This window comes from Endomicrobiales bacterium (genome assembly GCA_023228045.1).
In the GTDB taxonomy this organism is placed as follows: Bacteria; Elusimicrobiota; Endomicrobiia; order Endomicrobiales; family JALOBY01; genus JALOBY01.
On sequence record JALOBY010000001.1, the window covers coordinates 15358 to 30823 of the forward strand.

General features: G+C 38.0%; 17 protein-coding genes and 1 tRNA gene. All 18 read right to left on the reverse strand.

Annotated features, from left to right (window positions below; genetic code table 11):
• The gene (locus M0Q46_00085; protein ID MCK9582019.1) at positions 1-645 is read right to left on the reverse strand and encodes a methylenetetrahydrofolate reductase C-terminal domain-containing protein; all 645 of its coding nucleotides are present in this window, start codon (positions 643-645) and stop codon (positions 1-3) included.
• Entirely contained in the window at positions 617-1207 is a 591-nt protein-coding gene (gene pth / locus M0Q46_00090) for an aminoacyl-tRNA hydrolase (protein ID MCK9582020.1), read from the reverse strand. Before pth ends, M0Q46_00085 begins: the two co-directional genes overlap by 29 nt.
• 8 nt (positions 1208-1215) lie before the next feature.
• Positions 1216-1917 carry a 50S ribosomal protein L25 gene (locus tag M0Q46_00095; GenBank protein MCK9582021.1) on the reverse strand — a complete coding sequence of 234 codons (702 nt, stop codon included), beginning with the start codon at positions 1915-1917 and terminating at the stop codon, positions 1216-1218.
• 27 nt (positions 1918-1944) lie between these two features.
• On the reverse strand, positions 1945-2892 hold the full coding sequence (locus M0Q46_00100; GenBank protein MCK9582022.1) for a ribose-phosphate pyrophosphokinase: 948 nt from the start codon (positions 2890-2892) through the stop codon (positions 1945-1947).
• A 171-nt stretch (positions 2893-3063) separates the two neighbouring features.
• On the reverse strand, positions 3064-4431 hold the full coding sequence (gene glmU, locus M0Q46_00105; GenBank protein MCK9582023.1) for a bifunctional UDP-N-acetylglucosamine diphosphorylase/glucosamine-1-phosphate N-acetyltransferase GlmU: 1368 nt from the start codon (positions 4429-4431) through the stop codon (positions 3064-3066).
• An 84-nt stretch (positions 4432-4515) separates the two neighbouring features.
• Positions 4516-4586 (reverse strand) — tRNA-Gln (locus M0Q46_00110).
• A 24-nt stretch (positions 4587-4610) separates the two neighbouring features.
• Complete coding sequence (locus tag M0Q46_00115; GenBank protein MCK9582024.1) at positions 4611-4889, reverse strand: SpoVG family protein; 279 nt, start codon at positions 4887-4889, stop codon at positions 4611-4613.
• A gap of 32 nt (positions 4890-4921) precedes the next feature.
• Complete coding sequence (ispE, locus tag M0Q46_00120; GenBank protein ID MCK9582025.1) at positions 4922-5776, reverse strand: 4-(cytidine 5'-diphospho)-2-C-methyl-D-erythritol kinase; 855 nt, start codon at positions 5774-5776, stop codon at positions 4922-4924.
• A gap of 76 nt (positions 5777-5852) precedes the next feature.
• Complete coding sequence (locus M0Q46_00125; protein ID MCK9582026.1) at positions 5853-7289, reverse strand: hypothetical protein; 1437 nt, start codon at positions 7287-7289, stop codon at positions 5853-5855.
• Positions 7276-7725, reverse strand: coding sequence for a ribosomal protein S18-alanine N-acetyltransferase (rimI, locus tag M0Q46_00130; protein MCK9582027.1), 450 nt, complete (start codon positions 7723-7725; stop codon positions 7276-7278). Before rimI ends, M0Q46_00125 begins: the two co-directional genes overlap by 14 nt.
• Positions 7725-8822, reverse strand: coding sequence for a LarC family nickel insertion protein (locus tag M0Q46_00135; GenBank protein ID MCK9582028.1), 1098 nt, complete (start codon positions 8820-8822; stop codon positions 7725-7727). The genes rimI and M0Q46_00135 overlap by 1 nt, the downstream gene beginning before the upstream one ends.
• Before the next feature lie 7 nt (positions 8823-8829).
• Positions 8830-9483 (reverse strand): nickel pincer cofactor biosynthesis protein LarB, encoded by a 654-nt coding sequence (gene larB, locus M0Q46_00140; GenBank protein ID MCK9582029.1) that lies wholly within the window; start codon positions 9481-9483, stop codon positions 8830-8832.
• Entirely contained in the window at positions 9467-10474 is a 1008-nt protein-coding gene (gene dusB / locus M0Q46_00145; protein ID MCK9582030.1) for a tRNA dihydrouridine synthase DusB, read from the reverse strand. Before dusB ends, larB begins: the two co-directional genes overlap by 17 nt.
• On the reverse strand, positions 10475-11494 hold the full coding sequence (tsaD, locus tag M0Q46_00150; protein MCK9582031.1) for a tRNA (adenosine(37)-N6)-threonylcarbamoyltransferase complex transferase subunit TsaD: 1020 nt from the start codon (positions 11492-11494) through the stop codon (positions 10475-10477).
• A gap of 15 nt (positions 11495-11509) precedes the next feature.
• A complete protein-coding gene (locus M0Q46_00155) occupies positions 11510-11977 on the reverse strand; it encodes a hypothetical protein (protein ID MCK9582032.1) in 468 nt (155 codons plus the stop codon).
• 3 nt (positions 11978-11980) lie between these two features.
• Positions 11981-13243, reverse strand: a complete 1263-nt coding sequence (locus tag M0Q46_00160) for a S41 family peptidase (protein ID MCK9582033.1) — start codon at positions 13241-13243, stop codon at positions 11981-11983.
• A 363-nt stretch (positions 13244-13606) separates the two neighbouring features.
• Positions 13607-14749: a peptidoglycan DD-metalloendopeptidase family protein gene (locus tag M0Q46_00165; GenBank protein ID MCK9582034.1), complete on the reverse strand. Its 1143-nt coding sequence runs from the start codon at positions 14747-14749 to the stop codon at positions 13607-13609.
• On the reverse strand, positions 14749-15462 hold the full coding sequence (locus M0Q46_00170) for a permease-like cell division protein FtsX (GenBank protein MCK9582035.1): 714 nt from the start codon (positions 15460-15462) through the stop codon (positions 14749-14751). Before M0Q46_00170 ends, M0Q46_00165 begins: the two co-directional genes overlap by 1 nt.
• Between the last annotated feature and the right edge of the window lie 4 nt (positions 15463-15466).

The window sequence follows — 15466 nt, forward strand, 5'->3', positions numbered from 1 at the left end:
CTAAACTTCCTTTAATTTATTATTTTTTTTTGTTTTATTATTTGAGCGCACGGAGTAGATACTCTTTAATGCTAAAAGGCCGCCCTCAACTTTGCTTGCCTTTTGATAAATAAGGTACCATGCGCAATCTTTCTGAGGATCTATTTCACATTTACCATCTACAACACCACCACATGGGCCATTAAGCAATGATTTAGCACAACGGGAAATTGGGCAAATACCAAATGTTTTATCTAATATGCAAGTACCACAAAGTACACAATATTCGTTATAAGTATTCAGCCGCGCTAAAGCTCCAACAAAAACCGAGTCAAGAGCCGGCAAAACTATTTTTTCAGTTAGCAAACCAACTGTTTGTACCCCGCCGCCGCAGGCAAAAACTAAAACCGCGCCTGCATTGGTAAAATTTGGATCTTTACACAAATCTCTTTTTGCAAGGCGGGCATCACAAGCACTATCAAGCACAAAAGAACCACAAACACTTAAACCATAACTTTGAAGCTCTTTGGTTGCTAAATTTATTTGCTCTTGACCGCCGGTTTGACACTTTGCGGCACAAGCGTTGCAACCGACAAGGTAAATATGCCCAGTATTCTTTAACTTATCTACAAGTTCTTTAATTGGCTTCTTTGTTGTTATTATCATTTAATAGTTGGGATAAAAGGTTAGCAGCTTTTTGTGTGCCGAATTCAATGGAGCATTCAATGGTTTTACAGGAAATTTCTGCGACCTTATGCAAATTCTCATACTCCGATTGCATAAATTTGCCAAGCACAAAATCAACAGGGTCACAGTTTAGCGGTAAAGGACCAATGCCAATTCGTAAACGGCTAAACTCTGTTGTGGAAAGATGATCAATTATAGAAGAAAGACCGTTATGCCCGCCAGCAGAACCGCAAGAACGAAACCTTATGTTGCCAAGGTTAATTGCAAAATCGTCAGTTAACACAAGCAACTCACTTGGAGTTAAAGAAAAATCTTTTAGGACTTTTTTTACAGCAAGTCCTGAGTTGTTCATAAAAGTAACTGGCTTTATTAAAACAATAGAGCCAAGCCTTGCCACTTGTGCAACATCAAACCAATCTTGCCAGCTAAGGTTATTTTTTTGAGCAAATAAATCTAAAACCACAAAGCCGATGTTGTGCCTTGTTTTTTCGTACTTAGCACCAGGGTTGCCCAAGCCAACAATGGCCTTTATTTGTGTCATACAATTTATTACTTCTTAGCAGGTGTTTCAGCTGGTTTTTTGCCTTTGTCATCAACTGTAGCAGCACCTTCGGCAGTTTCATCTTTTTTGCCTTTTGTAATAACTTCCGGTTCCGGAACACCAGCGACACTTTCAACCGGTTTTTCTTCCAGTATGGTAGGAGCAACAATGTTAACCAATATACCGCTTGCATCTTCAAGTAAATCAACACCTTTCATTTCAGGAAGATCTTTAACAGTAATAGACTGCCCAATTTCCAAGGCAGAAACATCTACATTTATTGACTTTGGTATTTCTGTTGGTAAACAGCTAACCTTAATTTCACGCAATACATGTTCCATAACTCCACCTGAAAGCTTAACACCCGTAGCAATGCCTATAACATGCACAGGAACACTAACTTCAATTTTTTTCTGCAGAGAGATTGCATGGAAATCTACATGAATTGGCGTTTGTGTAAGCATATCGCGTTGAATTTCTTTTACAATCGCAGTTTTGCTTATTGAACCTATTTTCAAATTGATAATTGTATTTCTACCAGCGCCAGAGTGCAAAAGTTTATCAAAACTTTTTGCATTTATTGTGATAACAATGTTTTTTTCACCTACTCCATAAACAACACATGGGATACCGCCCTGGTTTCTAATTTCCGCAATTTTGTGTTTTGTGCCTACTTCTCTCACTTGAGCTTCAAGCAAAACTTCATTCATTTAAGGCCTCCGTTTATTTTTTTATATTTATTCTCTTTCTTTTACAAAAAGTGAACTTACAGACTCGTTATTGTGAACCCGACTAATAGCTTCCGCGAGCAATGCGGCAACTGAGAGTGTTACAATTTTGTCTTTGCCATTTTGCTCCCTTGGAACAGAGTCGGTAGTTACAAGCTCTTCTATGTCAGAGTTTAAAATTTTCTCTCTTGCATTGCCAGAAAGTATGGCATGCGAGCAGGCAGCCATCACTCGCACAGCACCTTTATCTTTTATGGCTTTGGCAACTTTTACAAGTGTGCCTGCGGTATCTACCATATCGTCTAGTATTATAGCTGTTTTGCCATTTACTTCACCTATAACATTCATTATTTCGGCTTCATTTACCCTTGGACGACGCTTATCAACTATTGCAAGATCGGCACTTAGATTTTTGGCAAAATTTCTGGCTCTTTCCACACCACCTGCGTCAGGAGATACAACTACCAGGTCGCTAAACTTTTTAGCACGAAAATAGCTAAGCAAAACAGGTGTTGCATAAAGATGGTCCACCGGGATATCAAAAAAACCTTGTATTTGGCTTGCGTGCAGGTCCATAGCTAAAACTCTGTTAACACCCGATGCAACTATTATATTTGCCACAAGTTTTGATGAAATTGGAACACGCGGTTCTGCCTTTCTGTCTTGGCGGGCATATCCATAGTATGGCATTACGGCGGTAATTCTTGAAGCAGAAGCGCGCCTTAAAGCATCAGCCATAATTAAAAGTTCCATTATATTTTCGTTTACAGGAGCACAGGTGGGCTGAATAATAAAACAATCGGCACCACGAACATTGTCTTCAACCTTTAGCTGTATTTCTCCATCGCTAAACCTACCAACAAGTGCTTTGCCAAGCTCAATTTTAAGCTCTTTTGCTATTGCTTCGGCAAGGGACCTATTTGCATTACCAGAAAATACTTTTAAGCGCATATCCATAGAACCTCTTTTGAACCCGAATTTTGCAATAGAATTTGGAATTCGTCAAAAGATACGGGACATTTTTTCCGCAAAACCCTTGCGAATGGAATTACCATTGGCTGCAACTTTTGCGTCAAAACTACCGCCATCTCTTTCGCCTCGGTTCGCAAACCTATTGCAAAATGCGGGTTAAATTTTTTTTCTTTTTTTATTTACCTGATGCGCTCTTGCAATTGCAAGAGTTTTGCTTGGAACATCTACCGTTACAGTAGAGCCGGCAGCTATTAACGCATTTTTACCAACGCTTACAGGAGCTATAAAATTTACATTTGAGCCAACAAAAACATTGTCTGCTATCTCAGTAACATGTTTATTTTTGCCATCATAGTTGCAAGTTATTGTGCCAGCGCCAACATTAACATTTTTACCTAAAAGCGCATCACCAATATATGATAAGTGGTTAACTTTTGAACCCTCACCTATAACGGCCTTTTTTATTTCGCTAAAGTTGCCAACCTTTACATTATTTTTTAATATAGTCTTTGGCCTTATATTTGAGAAAGGCCCAACCTTAACACCAACTTTAAGCACAGCCCCGTCAACACAAGATAATTTAACACTACAATTATCGCCAATTGTTGAAGCACTTATTTGAGAAAACGGACCGATAGAACAATTTTTGCCAATAACGGTTTGCCCACAAATAACACAGCCGGGATGTATTACCGTATCATTGCCAATTTTTGCGCCCGGCTCTATATAAGTATTTTTTGTATCTATAATAGTTACACCGCCGAGCATAAGCAATGCAAGTGTTTTTTCTGTAAATATGTTTTCCGCAAGCGCAAGCTCAACTCTTGTGTTTATGCCAAGCAATTCTTCCATTCCGACAAGATTAAAAGCTCCAACTTTTTTGCCGGCAGTTCTTAAAATGTCAATTAAGTCAGTAATATAATATTCATTTTTGGCATTGTTTGTTTTTATTTTAGAGAGAAACTGCCACATTAATGGGCTATTAAAACAATAAATCCCGCTGTTTATTTCTTTTACTGCCTTTTGGTTTGCGTTGGCGTCTTTTTCCTCTATAATCGATTTAAAAACACCAGAATTATCTCTTATAATTCTGCCATAACCAAAAGGATTGTCCCTTATGCAGGAAAGTACAGAAGCGCAATTACCAGAGTCGTTGTGTTCTTTTACAAACTGCAAAAGAGTTTCTTTGCGCACTAAAGGTGTATCGGCACAAAGAACAAGAATATCCCCACTAAAGTTACCGAGAAGTTTTTTTGCCTGAAGGACTGCATGAGCCGAACCAAGTCGTTTTTCCTGACTCGCAAAAAGAACATTTGAGCTTGATAGCGCGCTTTTAAGAGCATCAGCATCTCTGCCTGAAATAACAACAGTTTTTGACGGCTTTAATACCTGAGCAACACTAACTACCCATTCAACCATTGGCTTACCTGCCACCTTATGTAAAACCTTCGCAAGGGACGATTTCATTCTTGTCCCCTCGCCAGCGGCAAGTATTACAACACTGATTGGATTGTTTGTTTTCATAATTTTCAAGGTCGCGGCCACCACTTGTTTCTGGCTAATGGATATAACCGCAAAAATAAAGTGTTCTTATTGTCAAATAAAAAACTCCGGGACCAGGATTCGAACCTAGACGAAGGGATCCAAATTCCCTTGTGCTACCTTTACACTATCCCGGAATAAAAGCTGATTTTACGCTAATTTTAAACCGTCGGAGTCGGAACCGGCTCTTTAAGCTTTGCTTCATACGCTGCAAGAACTGCTTTTTCTAATTCATCTCTGAAATCATTTGTAATTGGGTGGGCTATATCTATAAACTTTCCATCATTTTTTTTGCGCGATGGCATACAAACAATTAAACCTTTTTCTGCCTTTACAATTCTTAGATTGTGCACCGCAAAAACTCCGTCAAAAATAACGGCAGCATAAGCTTTAAGCTTCTCATCTTCTCTTAAGAAAACTCTCACTTCGGTAATTTTCATACGCCCCCCTATGCTCTTTGCGTTGCACTATTTCATTTATTTGCAAAAGAACTAACAATCCAGATTTTATAACCGTATTTTTGCATTTTTAGCTTTGCTTTTTGTGCCACACTTTTTGACGCGGCTATAGCAAAAACACAAGACCCTGAACCAGACATCAACGATGGGCAACCAAAACTACTTAACTTTTGTTTAATATCTCCCAACTCTGAAAATGAATCAAAGACAAACTCTTCAAAGCGATTAAAAAGCGCCTCATTTAGCGAACTAAGGGTACGGCCTGCTTTTATATGAGCGATTATTTTATTAACTTTCCGTATATTTGTCAATGGAAATTTAACTTTGGAGTAGGCCATAGCCGTAGAAATACCAAATGATGGTGAAACAACTATAAACCAAGCCGGTGTGACCTTATTGATTTGAAACAACTTATCACCAATACCCTTAGCCACAGCCGTGCCAGGTGAGATGAAAAATGGCACGTCGGCACCAATTGCGGCCCCTATTTTGTGAAGTTCACTTATTGAACTATTAGTACCCCAAAGTTTTGCAAGCGCACATAGAGTTGTGGCCGCATCGGATGAACCGCCGCCAAGGCCAGCGCCTGATGGTATATTTTTTTTAAGATATATTGTGGCACCATATTTAACATTTTTCTTTTGTTGCAAAAGTTTTGCGACTTTAACTACAAGGTTTTTATCGCCAAGTGGCAGTGACTTGTCGCTGCAAGTTAATTTTATTTTACCATCGTTTGTTTTTTTAAAACGCAAAATATCGCAAAGGTTTATCGCATGAAAAACGGTTACAAGCTCATGATAACCATCAGCTCTCTTTTTAATAAGTTCAAGAAATAAATTTACTTTCGCCGGCGCCTTTAGAGTAAGCATTTCATATTACCTTTGTTCAAACTCAATGTCATTAATTGGTTCATTTAGCTTTATATTTTTAAAGTTTATTTGCCCACTAAACTCTCTTTTTCATTATTAAATAAATTCTTGTTGGAAAAGCAAAGTTAAATTCAGGCAGGTAAGAGCTGTATTTTGGAGAATGATTTGCAAACTTCAAAAATACATCGTCGGATAACCTAGAGTATTCAAGAAGTGAAAAGTTGTCTGTATTTATAATTTTCTTTTGCGTTTTTGACAAAACTGAAAGCTCTTTACCTTTGTGGCTATAAATAGCATCGGATGAGTTATCACTTAGCAAAGAACCACTAAAATATTTCTCTAAAAATTCAGCAACATTTTCTAACTCAAATGAGTTTTCTGCAGAAGAAAAGTTTGTTTTTAAAGATTGTCCATTTTTTATTACAACCGGGCTATCGGCAAACGGACCAGAGATTAATTCAACTTTTATTTTTTGCGGTGATTTGTACAGGAGTTTCCCACTTATGCGTAAGTTTTTATTTTGATAATCTCCATTGAATATAAAAAATGCTTTAACACTGCTTATTTTGCCCGATATTTCTTTAGCTGTTTTTATTACTTTTAACGCATAAACATCCCTCGGGAGCTTGGAAGAAACTGATGAGAGCTTTTTTCTTACATTTTTATTATCGGGTGCCAAAAGCAATGAGTGAGTGTAAGCAACCCATGCTCCTTGTAAATCATCAAGTTGTGTTTTTACATCACCTAAATGTTCAAATACTACAGGATCTTCTAACCCTTGAGATGCTAGCTCTATAAGCTCAAGTGCGGCACTGTACTCTGACATACGGAAGTACACCCACCCCAAAGTATCAAAGAAAGCAGGGTTTTGCTCTTCAATACTGATTGCGCGATTTGCAAAATCCATAGCTTTTGAAATATTCTTGTTTTGCTCTGCATAACGGTAAGCAAGATAGTTAAGCGCTGTTGAATAATACGGATTTATTTCTATTGAGCGTTCAATGAATTTTTCTGCTAAAGCACTACGGTTTGTTCTATCGTAAAGCACACCTAGTGTAAAGTTTGACTGAGCCAATATAGCATTTACATCAATAAGTTCTTTTAATATTTTTTCGGCTTTTCCGTACTCTTTATTTTCAAATAATGAAAGAGCTTCTAAATACATTTTCATATAGGACAGCGACTCACTTTGAATTTGGGGCAGATCGTTTGCCACTTTATTACCAGTAGTTACATTACTAGCTTGCAAATTTAAAGTGTTTTTTTGTTCTACAGCAAGAAGCCAAGAGTTTATTGCCGCTAAGTGTTCCCCAGGTAACTGAGCGGCAGAATCTATAGAAACTATGAACTCTAAGTTTTCCTTGGCGGTTTGTAATGCCCCACTTTTTTCTGCAAGTAACGCTGCTATGAATGCACTATAGGGCTCATGCTTAGAAGCCGAGAAAAGTGATGTTGTAAAACAACCAACCACAATTAAAGCGACAAACATTGAAATTATTTTATGCCATTTCAATTTTTTTCTCCATTAGTAGCGCATCCTCGCTGCCATAGTAGTTTACCCTTCTGCCAACATTGATAAACCCTCTTGAAAGGTACAAATTCTGCGCCGAAACATTGTTTTGGCGCACTTCAAGAAAAATACCGTTTAGTTTTTCTTTGACAGCTATAGAAATAAGAAAGTCTAGCACACCGCCGCCAATACCCAAACGCCTAAAACGCGGATCTACCGCAATGTTCATTAGCTCTGCAAAATCACCATGTATGCGCAAACCAGCAAAACCAACTGCCTTTCCATCATATATGGCAACAAAAAAAGTTGATGAGCCAACTTGTAACTCTTGCTCAAACATTCGCCTATTCCACGGCGAAGGGTTTGAAACACTTTCAATAAGGCAAAGTTCATCAATATATCTATCTTCAAGTTTTACAAAGCTAACATCTAAAGCCATTAACGCAAAAGCTCCTTAAGCGATACCCTAAGTTTTTGGGCGTTTTTTTTTGCGTATTCAAACTCACTCTTTTTGCGCGTTGAGCCATCTTGCAAGTAGGCGGTTTTAACCTTACCGTTTGCGTAACGGCGCAAAATTGTACGCAAAACATTGGTTTTTCTTATACCAAGTGTTGTTGTTTCTTTAAAAATTATATCGCACATTTTATTTTCAAGTTTTTCTTCACATAAAACTGAAAGTTGCGTGCCAATACGCCCTTTTTTCATAACTATGCTCGTTAACCATGCATCATTTGCACCTGCATTAAGCACCAGTTCTATAACATAAGGAAAAATTCGCGGGTCCATATCGTCAATATTTGTTTCAAGCAGGCAGATTGTTTCTGAAAAGTTATTATTTTTAAAAAATGAAACTTTACTGCCAATAATTACTCTTAAAACACTTACCCCGTCTGAGCTTATAGAACTTCCACAACCATAACCAAAACAATTACAAAGCAAAGCTGGCATAGTGTTTGTAACTTTAAAAACCGACGCAATTGCGGCTCCAGTTGGCGTTGCAAGTTCATACTCGCAATCTGTTGAGTTAAAATGCATTTTATGTTCGCAAAGTATTTCCAATGTGGCAGGTGCGGCTTTACCTATATTTATTATAGATGCGTAAACTTCACTAACATTGAGTTTTTCTAATAATAGAAAAGGAGCCGTTAAATCTATTAGCGTATCTACCGCATTTATTTGATGAAAATGCACTTTTGTTTTTGGAACATTATGCACTTTTGCCTCTGCTGTAATTAAATTATCTAACGCGCGAAGTGAATAGCTTTTTGCTGTTTTAGAAAGTTTTGAATTGGAAATAATCGCACGCATTTCATAAGGGTTTTTAAAGCGCCAATTACCTTTTACACACACTTTCATACACGGAAAATGAATTTTCTTACTTTCTGAGGCTGTTAAAGAGAAGTTCTTAAAACCAAGCACTGCTTTCAGCTCTTTTTCAAAAGTTTTTTCAGAAATTTTTGCCGCACTAAGCAATGCGGCAAAAACCATATCGCCTGAAACACCTTCGGAAAAGTTAAAGTAAGCTACATTTGACACATAAACCTCATTTGCAAATTAAAGCGGCTATTATGCCTGCGCCAAAACCATCATCTATGTTTACAACACTTACATTCGCCGCACAAGAGTTTAGCATTGTAAGTAACGCACTAATGCCACCAAATGAAACTCCGTAACCAATGGATGTCGGAACACCTATTACAGGTGATGTGGCTAAGCCGCCAACAACACTCGCAAGAGCGCCTTCCATACCAGCGCATACAACAACAACTCTTGCATTTTTTATTTCTTTTGAACGCTCAAGCACTCTGTGTATTCCAGATACACCTACATCGTAAATTCTTTCTACTTTAGCACCAAGAAGTTCCGCGGTTACAGCCGCTTCTTCAGCTACGGCTATATCGGAAGTTCCGGCACTAACAACACAAATATAGGCAGTTGTGTTTTTGGGTTTCTCTGAGTTGTTAAACAAAATAATTCTTGCTGTTTTAAAGTACTTGGCATTTTTAAAATATTTTTTCACAAAACGGAAGTGTTTTTCATCTGCCCTTGTTGCCATTACAGGACCTACGCCAAGACATAATTTTTTTGCAATTTTTACAAGCTGTTCATTAGTTTTGCCAGGGGTGTATATGGCTTCAGGGAAACCCTGCCGCCTATAACGGGCTCCATCGGCAACAAACTTAGTCGTACTCTTCATTAAAACATTCCGCCGTTTTTAATTTTGTCATTAACCCTGCAACATCGCTGACTTTTGTTAATGTGTTAAAGTGCTTTCTTAAACGCGCCGCCGCAGGCATTGCCTTTAGATAATACGGGGCAACCTTGCGCATACGCATAAGTCCACTTTTTTCCCCATAATACTCCGCGCATATTTGGCAATGCCGCTGGAGTGCCTTAAGGCGCTCTTCCCAGTTTAGTGGCTTTGTAATTTCGCCTGTTGAAAAATAGGTTATTATTCTTGAAAATATAAACGGATCGCCAATTGCAGCCCTGCCAACCATCAAACCAGCACAGCCGGTTTTTTCTACAAACTCTAAGGCGCTTTCAGGGGTATCTATTCCACCGTTTGCAATTACTGGTATTTTTATTGACTCAACAGTGGTTTTTATTGCTTGTAAATCTGCCGGACCGCAGTGCATTAGTGCCGCGGACCTACCATGCAAAATTACAGCCTTTGCTCCACTTTCCTGCGCAATTTTTGCAATGTGAGGCGATGTATTTTGGCCTATTATTAAACCAATTCTCATTTTTACAGTTACAGGTATCAAAACTGCTTTTACTACCGCATCAATTACCTTTGCAAGCATTATTTCATCTTCAGTTAGTTTTATGCCCGCGCCAGACCTTTTAATTTTTTGCACCGGGCAACCAAGGTTAATATCTACTATCTGCGCGCCACCCTGCTCACATTCCTTTGCGGCATTTGCCATTACTGTTGGATCTGAGCCAAAAATTTGCACAGAAACCGGCTTTTCATATTCTTGCACCTCGAGCATTTTTTTTGTTTTATTGTGCCCCATTTCCAGAGCTTTAGCCGATATCATCTCGGTACAAACAACACCTGCGCCACCTTCTTTTGCTAAAACCCTAAATGGTAAATCGGAAATGCCAGCCATTGGCGCTAGGAATAAGTTATTTTTAACTTTTAAATTACCAATTGTAAGTTCGCTTATAAAATTTTCGCGCATTTACCAATTCCGTAACGGCATTGATGGCTCAATTCTACCGTCAATAAATTTATCTTTTGAGTGTTTAACTTTATAATACGCCGCACAGGCAAGCATTGCAGCATTGTCTGTGCAAAGCTCAAGCGATGGCAAGAATACCTTGCAATTATTTGCTTTACCTAAGGCCTTAAAAGTAGTGCGTAAACTTAAGTTTGCACCTACCCCACCACCAATGGCAACTTTTGAAATTTTAAACTTGCGCGCCGCCTTAAATGTTTTCACGCTTAGTGCTTCTACCACGGCTTTTTGAAAAGCATAAGCAACCTCTGGCGCACTTGCGTTTGGATTTTCTTTAAGATAGTAAAGAACTGCAGTCTTTAACCCGCTAAAAGAAAAATCCCATGCGTTTTTTAACTTTGCCTGTGGAAACTTAATGTTTGCGCTTTTTACGGTCGCAGCAAGTTTTTCTATTGAAGGTCCGCCAGGGTAAGATAAACCCAAAAGTTTAGCAACTTTATCAAATGCCTCGCCGGCAGCATCGTCGCAAGTGCCTCCAAGGTATTCATAAACACCATAATCGCGCAATATTACAAGCTCGCTGTGCCCCCCTGATGCAATAAGGCATAAGTAAGGTGGTTTAAGGCCTTTATGTTCTAACATTGCAGAAAAAATATGGCCTTCTAAATGATTTATTGGAACAAGCGTTATAGAGCTTGCAAAAGCAAGAGTGCGTGCCGCAATTTGACCAACAAGTAAAGCACCGGCAAGACCAGGTCCTTGTGTGTAAGTGATTGCATCAATTGTTTTTGAAAGTTCCCGCACAGAACTGCCGGCTTTATTTAGCGCAATGGCAATAACTCTGTTGATATTTTCCAAGTGCGCGCGGCTTGCAAGTTCCGGCACAACACCAGCGTATTTAGTGTGAATTTTTATTTGCGAAGAGATTACATTGGAAAGTATTTGCCTGCCATCTTTTACAACAGAGGCCGATGTTTCGTCGCAGGAACTTTCTATGGCAAGCACAACTGTTGGCTTTGTCATTATTTTTTATGAGTTTTACTTTTCTTTTTTGTTTTTTACACGGAAGCTTATATTTCTTTTCGGCAAGTTAAATAATATTGAGATAATGCAATGGTTTTGCTTTAGAATTTCTGCTTTTTGAGAAGAATCAAGTTTTTGCCAAACAATACTAAAATTATATTGTTTTGCAAGAGCATTTAACTGCTCGCTCATCAAGCCAAAATCGACAGTTTTTGGCACCTTAATTTCTTTCTCAAATGATATCCATTTAAAAGAATTATTTTTATTCTCACGGCTTACCTGCGAAACTATATCGGAATCACTAAACCCCGAGCGTAAAAGAATACTATTTACCTTGTCATTTAGTTTTGAGGAAACGCTGGTTATGTCTGACATTTTATTTTCAAGTGATTGCCATAGAGCAACACCCGCAATAAAAAGTAATAATGCATAAAGGAGAACCCTTAAACCACCTTTTTCTTTTGCAATAGAACCTTTCGGCATCGTTTATTCCTCTTTTAAACTATTTATAAGTGTTCTTGCTTTAAGTATGTCAATTGCCCGCTCTAAAACAGTATCGGAAACTCTTTCCTCATTTTTCTTGGCGTTATCAGTTGAACGCTTTAAGTTATAAATCTCTTCTGATTGGGCATATAATTTTGACTCTATTTCTTTTGGCACATCAATTATTATGTCTGGCATTACTCCGCCTTTTCCTGTTTTTTCATCTCTATGAATTGTCCTGCCAGATGCAGTATAGTATTTTGCGGTAGTTAAACGAAGAGCATTGCCGTCGGGCAGTGGGAGCACTGTTTGAACACTGCCTTTGCCAAAAGTTGTTGTGCCCATAATGAGTGCTCTTTTTAGGTCTTGCATTGAACCGGAAACAATTTCAGAAGCAGAAGCCGAACCACGGTTTACAAGCACTATCATTGGCAATTTACCATAAAGCGCTTTACCTATTGCCCTGTATTCGCGCCTGCTTTCTTGCTTTCTGCCCTGTGTATATACAACAAGTTTGTCGTCGCCAACAAAAAGCTCGCAAATACTAACTGCAATATCCAAAAGACCGCCGGGGTTATTACGCAAATCCAATATTAGAGAACCCATACCCGCCTTGCTTAAATCTTCAAGAGCTTTTGACATATCCCTGTAAGAGTTTGAGTTAAACTCACTTAGCTGAATATAACCAATATTGTCAGTTAGCATCTTGCTTTTTATTGTTTCAATTTTAATTATCTCTCTTGTGATGGTATAGTCAATCGGTTCAACCACACCTTCGCGCGCAATGCTTATTTTAACCTTAGTGCCGGGCATGCCGCGTAGTTTTTTTACTGCATCGTTAACAGTTATACCCAGTGTGCTTTCATTTTCAATTTTTATAATTTTATCATCGGGCAATATGCCAAGCCGATAAGCAGGTGTTCTGGGCAAAGGCGTTACAACAGTAAGCCACTCATTTTTAATTGATATTCTTATGCCTAAACCGCCAAATTGTCCCTCAGTTTCAGTTTTAAGCTCCTTATAATCATCTGGCTCCATAAACTGTGAGAATGGATCTAATGTTTTAACCATGCCCTTTAACGCGCCAACTATTAACTCTTTCCCATTTCTTTCTTCTACATAGTTATCTTGTATTATAGACATAACATCTATAAATAATTTTAGCTGATCATAAGTTTTATCGGCTTCCGCTCGCACCTTTGGGCTTAAAATAAGAAACCCAAAGCACACAAGCAAAACACCAATTAATAAATTCCTTTTTTTCATCTGCAAAACTCCTATATCGCGTCTCACCTATCGGTGGACTTAGTATTTTTAACCATAGAACTTGCAATAGATTGCTGGATTCGACGGACGATGACGGTCTTTTCCTTCCTCAAAAAGTTCGCCCGATGTCTACACAACATCGCTCTTGCTTTTTGAGTTGTAAAACCCACGACCTCGCCCGTCTCGCTCCTAACACCTATTGCAAGGTCTATGGTTGCTTCGTTTCATACTTGGTTTGGCTAAGATGATTTCGCCAAACCGCTAACAATGGAAAACCTATGGTTTTCCCGTTTCGTCGTCGCTCACTTCGTTCGCTGAACCCTTTCCTGAGTTGAAAAGAACATTTTGAAATTATTGAACAATTTATTGCTTTAGCCACAACACAGGGTCTTGCGGCTTGTTGTCTAAGCGAACTTCAAAGTAAAGAATCGGATCACTTTTTTTAAGAAGTCCTATCTCTTGCGCACCTTTTACCTTTGAACCTTCTTGGACACTTATAGAATCAAAACCACCATAAATTGTATAAAGAGAACCACCGTTATCAACAACTATCATTTTACCGTAAGCCCTAAATTCACCTGCAAACATTACCTGACCATTAGCAACAGCTTTTACCAAAATATCATTTTTTGACTTAATTTTTATACCGTTACTGATTATATAGGTATCTAATTGTGGGTGCTTATTTTTGCCAAATTTTACAACTATGCTACCCGAGATTGGCCATGGCAACAATGCATAGGCCTTTGCGACTTTAAGCACTTCTTTATTTTTCTTTGCAGATGCGCGCCTTGCGTTATCAAGCTTTGAAATAAGCGACTCTAACTCTTTTGACGACTGGGTAAGCCGTTTTATTTCCTCTTCGGCCTCAATACGTTTACCGGTAGTTGTGCTTAATATTTCTTGTCTTTGTTTTTTTGTTATTTCTATTTGATCAAGGGTTCCCTGTTGTTCTTCTTTTAAAACGGCAAGAGTTTTTTTCGCACTCTGCCATTGTAAACATGTCTGTTGATATTTTTTTTCCCTAATACTTGCACCAACAAGTTCAGATTTATCTTTCGCAAGCTGACTAAGCACAACTTCTTGCGATGCTATTTGCTTAAAAAGGGTTTTGGGTGTGAAAAAATTTTCCTGCCAAAACAGTGCGGCCGAGTTTAACGATGAACCCCACATTGCTTTTTCTTGTGATGCCTGATTTACCTGACTTTCTGCCTGTCTTAAATTTGCCTGAGCAATTACTATCTTTCTATTTAGAACAAATATTTTTTTCGCGGAGGCATCAAACTGTTTTTGAATTCTTTTTAACTCTTTTCTCAAAACATCTTCTTCTTTTTTTATTATTTTTTGCTCACTTTTTTTTTGGTTTATGGTATCTTTTATTTGAGATAGCGATGAGTTTTTATTTTTAATTTCATCGTCATACTCACCTGATGATCTTACCTGCGCACAAAGCGCAAATGTAACTAAAAGTGTAAATATAGCTAATAATTTTTTGTTTTTTTTCATCACTCTATATCAAAAAACATTATGGCAAAAATTGCACCAAGCAAAACCGGCGCGGCATAATAGTACCAGCTTGGCCATAAATTAAATATACCACCAACATATAATGCTAAGAGGTAAAACACCAGCGAAACCAATCCGCCAAGCAGCATACCCGACAATTTATAAAAAATATAGTTTTTATAATCCGCTCTGATAAAGCGATGTTTCCAAAAATAAAAAAATAACATAGCAATAAACGCAACAACAATAGACCAAAGACAAAATTGTGAAAAATACCTTGCGTAATCACCCATTTTCTGGGTGTACAAAAAAATCTGCGTGTCGTATTTTATTGATATAACACCTGAGAGCTGTGCGGCAAACTTGCTTATGTATTTGGCGCTTTCATCGGTAACATCTATGGGTTTTACAACAAAGTATGAAAAAAATGGGTTTTGACTACCATCAAGTATATTTTTCAGTTCAGGTTTTTCATTTATGGCGCTTTCAAAAACTCGTTCGTTGGTTATAAACTCTATGGAAGATATTTGTGGAAATTCGGATAGGCGTTGGGATATCTCTTGTTGATTAGATTGTGGTAAAACAAAAACATATATTACAGAGTTTTTTACAAATTCGTTATGCGCGGCCTTAACACCAACAAACGCATTAACAAAAAAACCCGCTAAAACAAGCAGTAAAGAAATGTAAACAGCTTTAATAAAATTACCCATAAAT

Bases quoted from the DNA above. Each gene is read 5' to 3' on its own strand.
- M0Q46_00085 (MCK9582019.1), bottom strand. From the start codon at position 645: ATGATAATAACAACAAAGAAGCCAATTAAAGAACTTGTAGATAAGTTA.
- pth (MCK9582020.1), bottom strand. From the start codon at position 1,207: ATGACACAAATAAAGGCCATTGTTGGCTTGGGCAACCCTGGTGCTAAG.
- M0Q46_00095 (MCK9582021.1), bottom strand. From the start codon at position 1,917: ATGAATGAAGTTTTGCTTGAAGCTCAAGTGAGAGAAGTAGGCACAAAA.
- M0Q46_00100 (MCK9582022.1), bottom strand. From the start codon at position 2,892: ATGGATATGCGCTTAAAAGTATTTTCTGGTAATGCAAATAGGTCCCTT.
- glmU (MCK9582023.1), bottom strand. From the start codon at position 4,431: ATGAAAACAAACAATCCAATCAGTGTTGTAATACTTGCCGCTGGCGAG.
- M0Q46_00115 (MCK9582024.1), bottom strand. From the start codon at position 4,889: ATGAAAATTACCGAAGTGAGAGTTTTCTTAAGAGAAGATGAGAAGCTT.
- ispE (MCK9582025.1), bottom strand. From the start codon at position 5,776: ATGCTTACTCTAAAGGCGCCGGCGAAAGTAAATTTATTTCTTGAACTT.
- rimI (MCK9582027.1), bottom strand. From the start codon at position 7,725: ATGGCTTTAGATGTTAGCTTTGTAAAACTTGAAGATAGATATATTGAT.
- larB (MCK9582029.1), bottom strand. From the start codon at position 9,483: ATGAAGAGTACGACTAAGTTTGTTGCCGATGGAGCCCGTTATAGGCGG.
- dusB (MCK9582030.1), bottom strand. From the start codon at position 10,474: ATGCGCGAAAATTTTATAAGCGAACTTACAATTGGTAATTTAAAAGTT.
- tsaD (MCK9582031.1), bottom strand. From the start codon at position 11,494: ATGACAAAGCCAACAGTTGTGCTTGCCATAGAAAGTTCCTGCGACGAA.
- M0Q46_00155 (MCK9582032.1), bottom strand. From the start codon at position 11,977: ATGCCGAAAGGTTCTATTGCAAAAGAAAAAGGTGGTTTAAGGGTTCTC.
- M0Q46_00160 (MCK9582033.1), bottom strand. From the start codon at position 13,243: ATGAAAAAAAGGAATTTATTAATTGGTGTTTTGCTTGTGTGCTTTGGG.
- M0Q46_00165 (MCK9582034.1), bottom strand. From the start codon at position 14,749: ATGAAAAAAAACAAAAAATTATTAGCTATATTTACACTTTTAGTTACA.
- M0Q46_00170 (MCK9582035.1), bottom strand. From the start codon at position 15,462: ATGGGTAATTTTATTAAAGCTGTTTACATTTCTTTACTGCTTGTTTTA.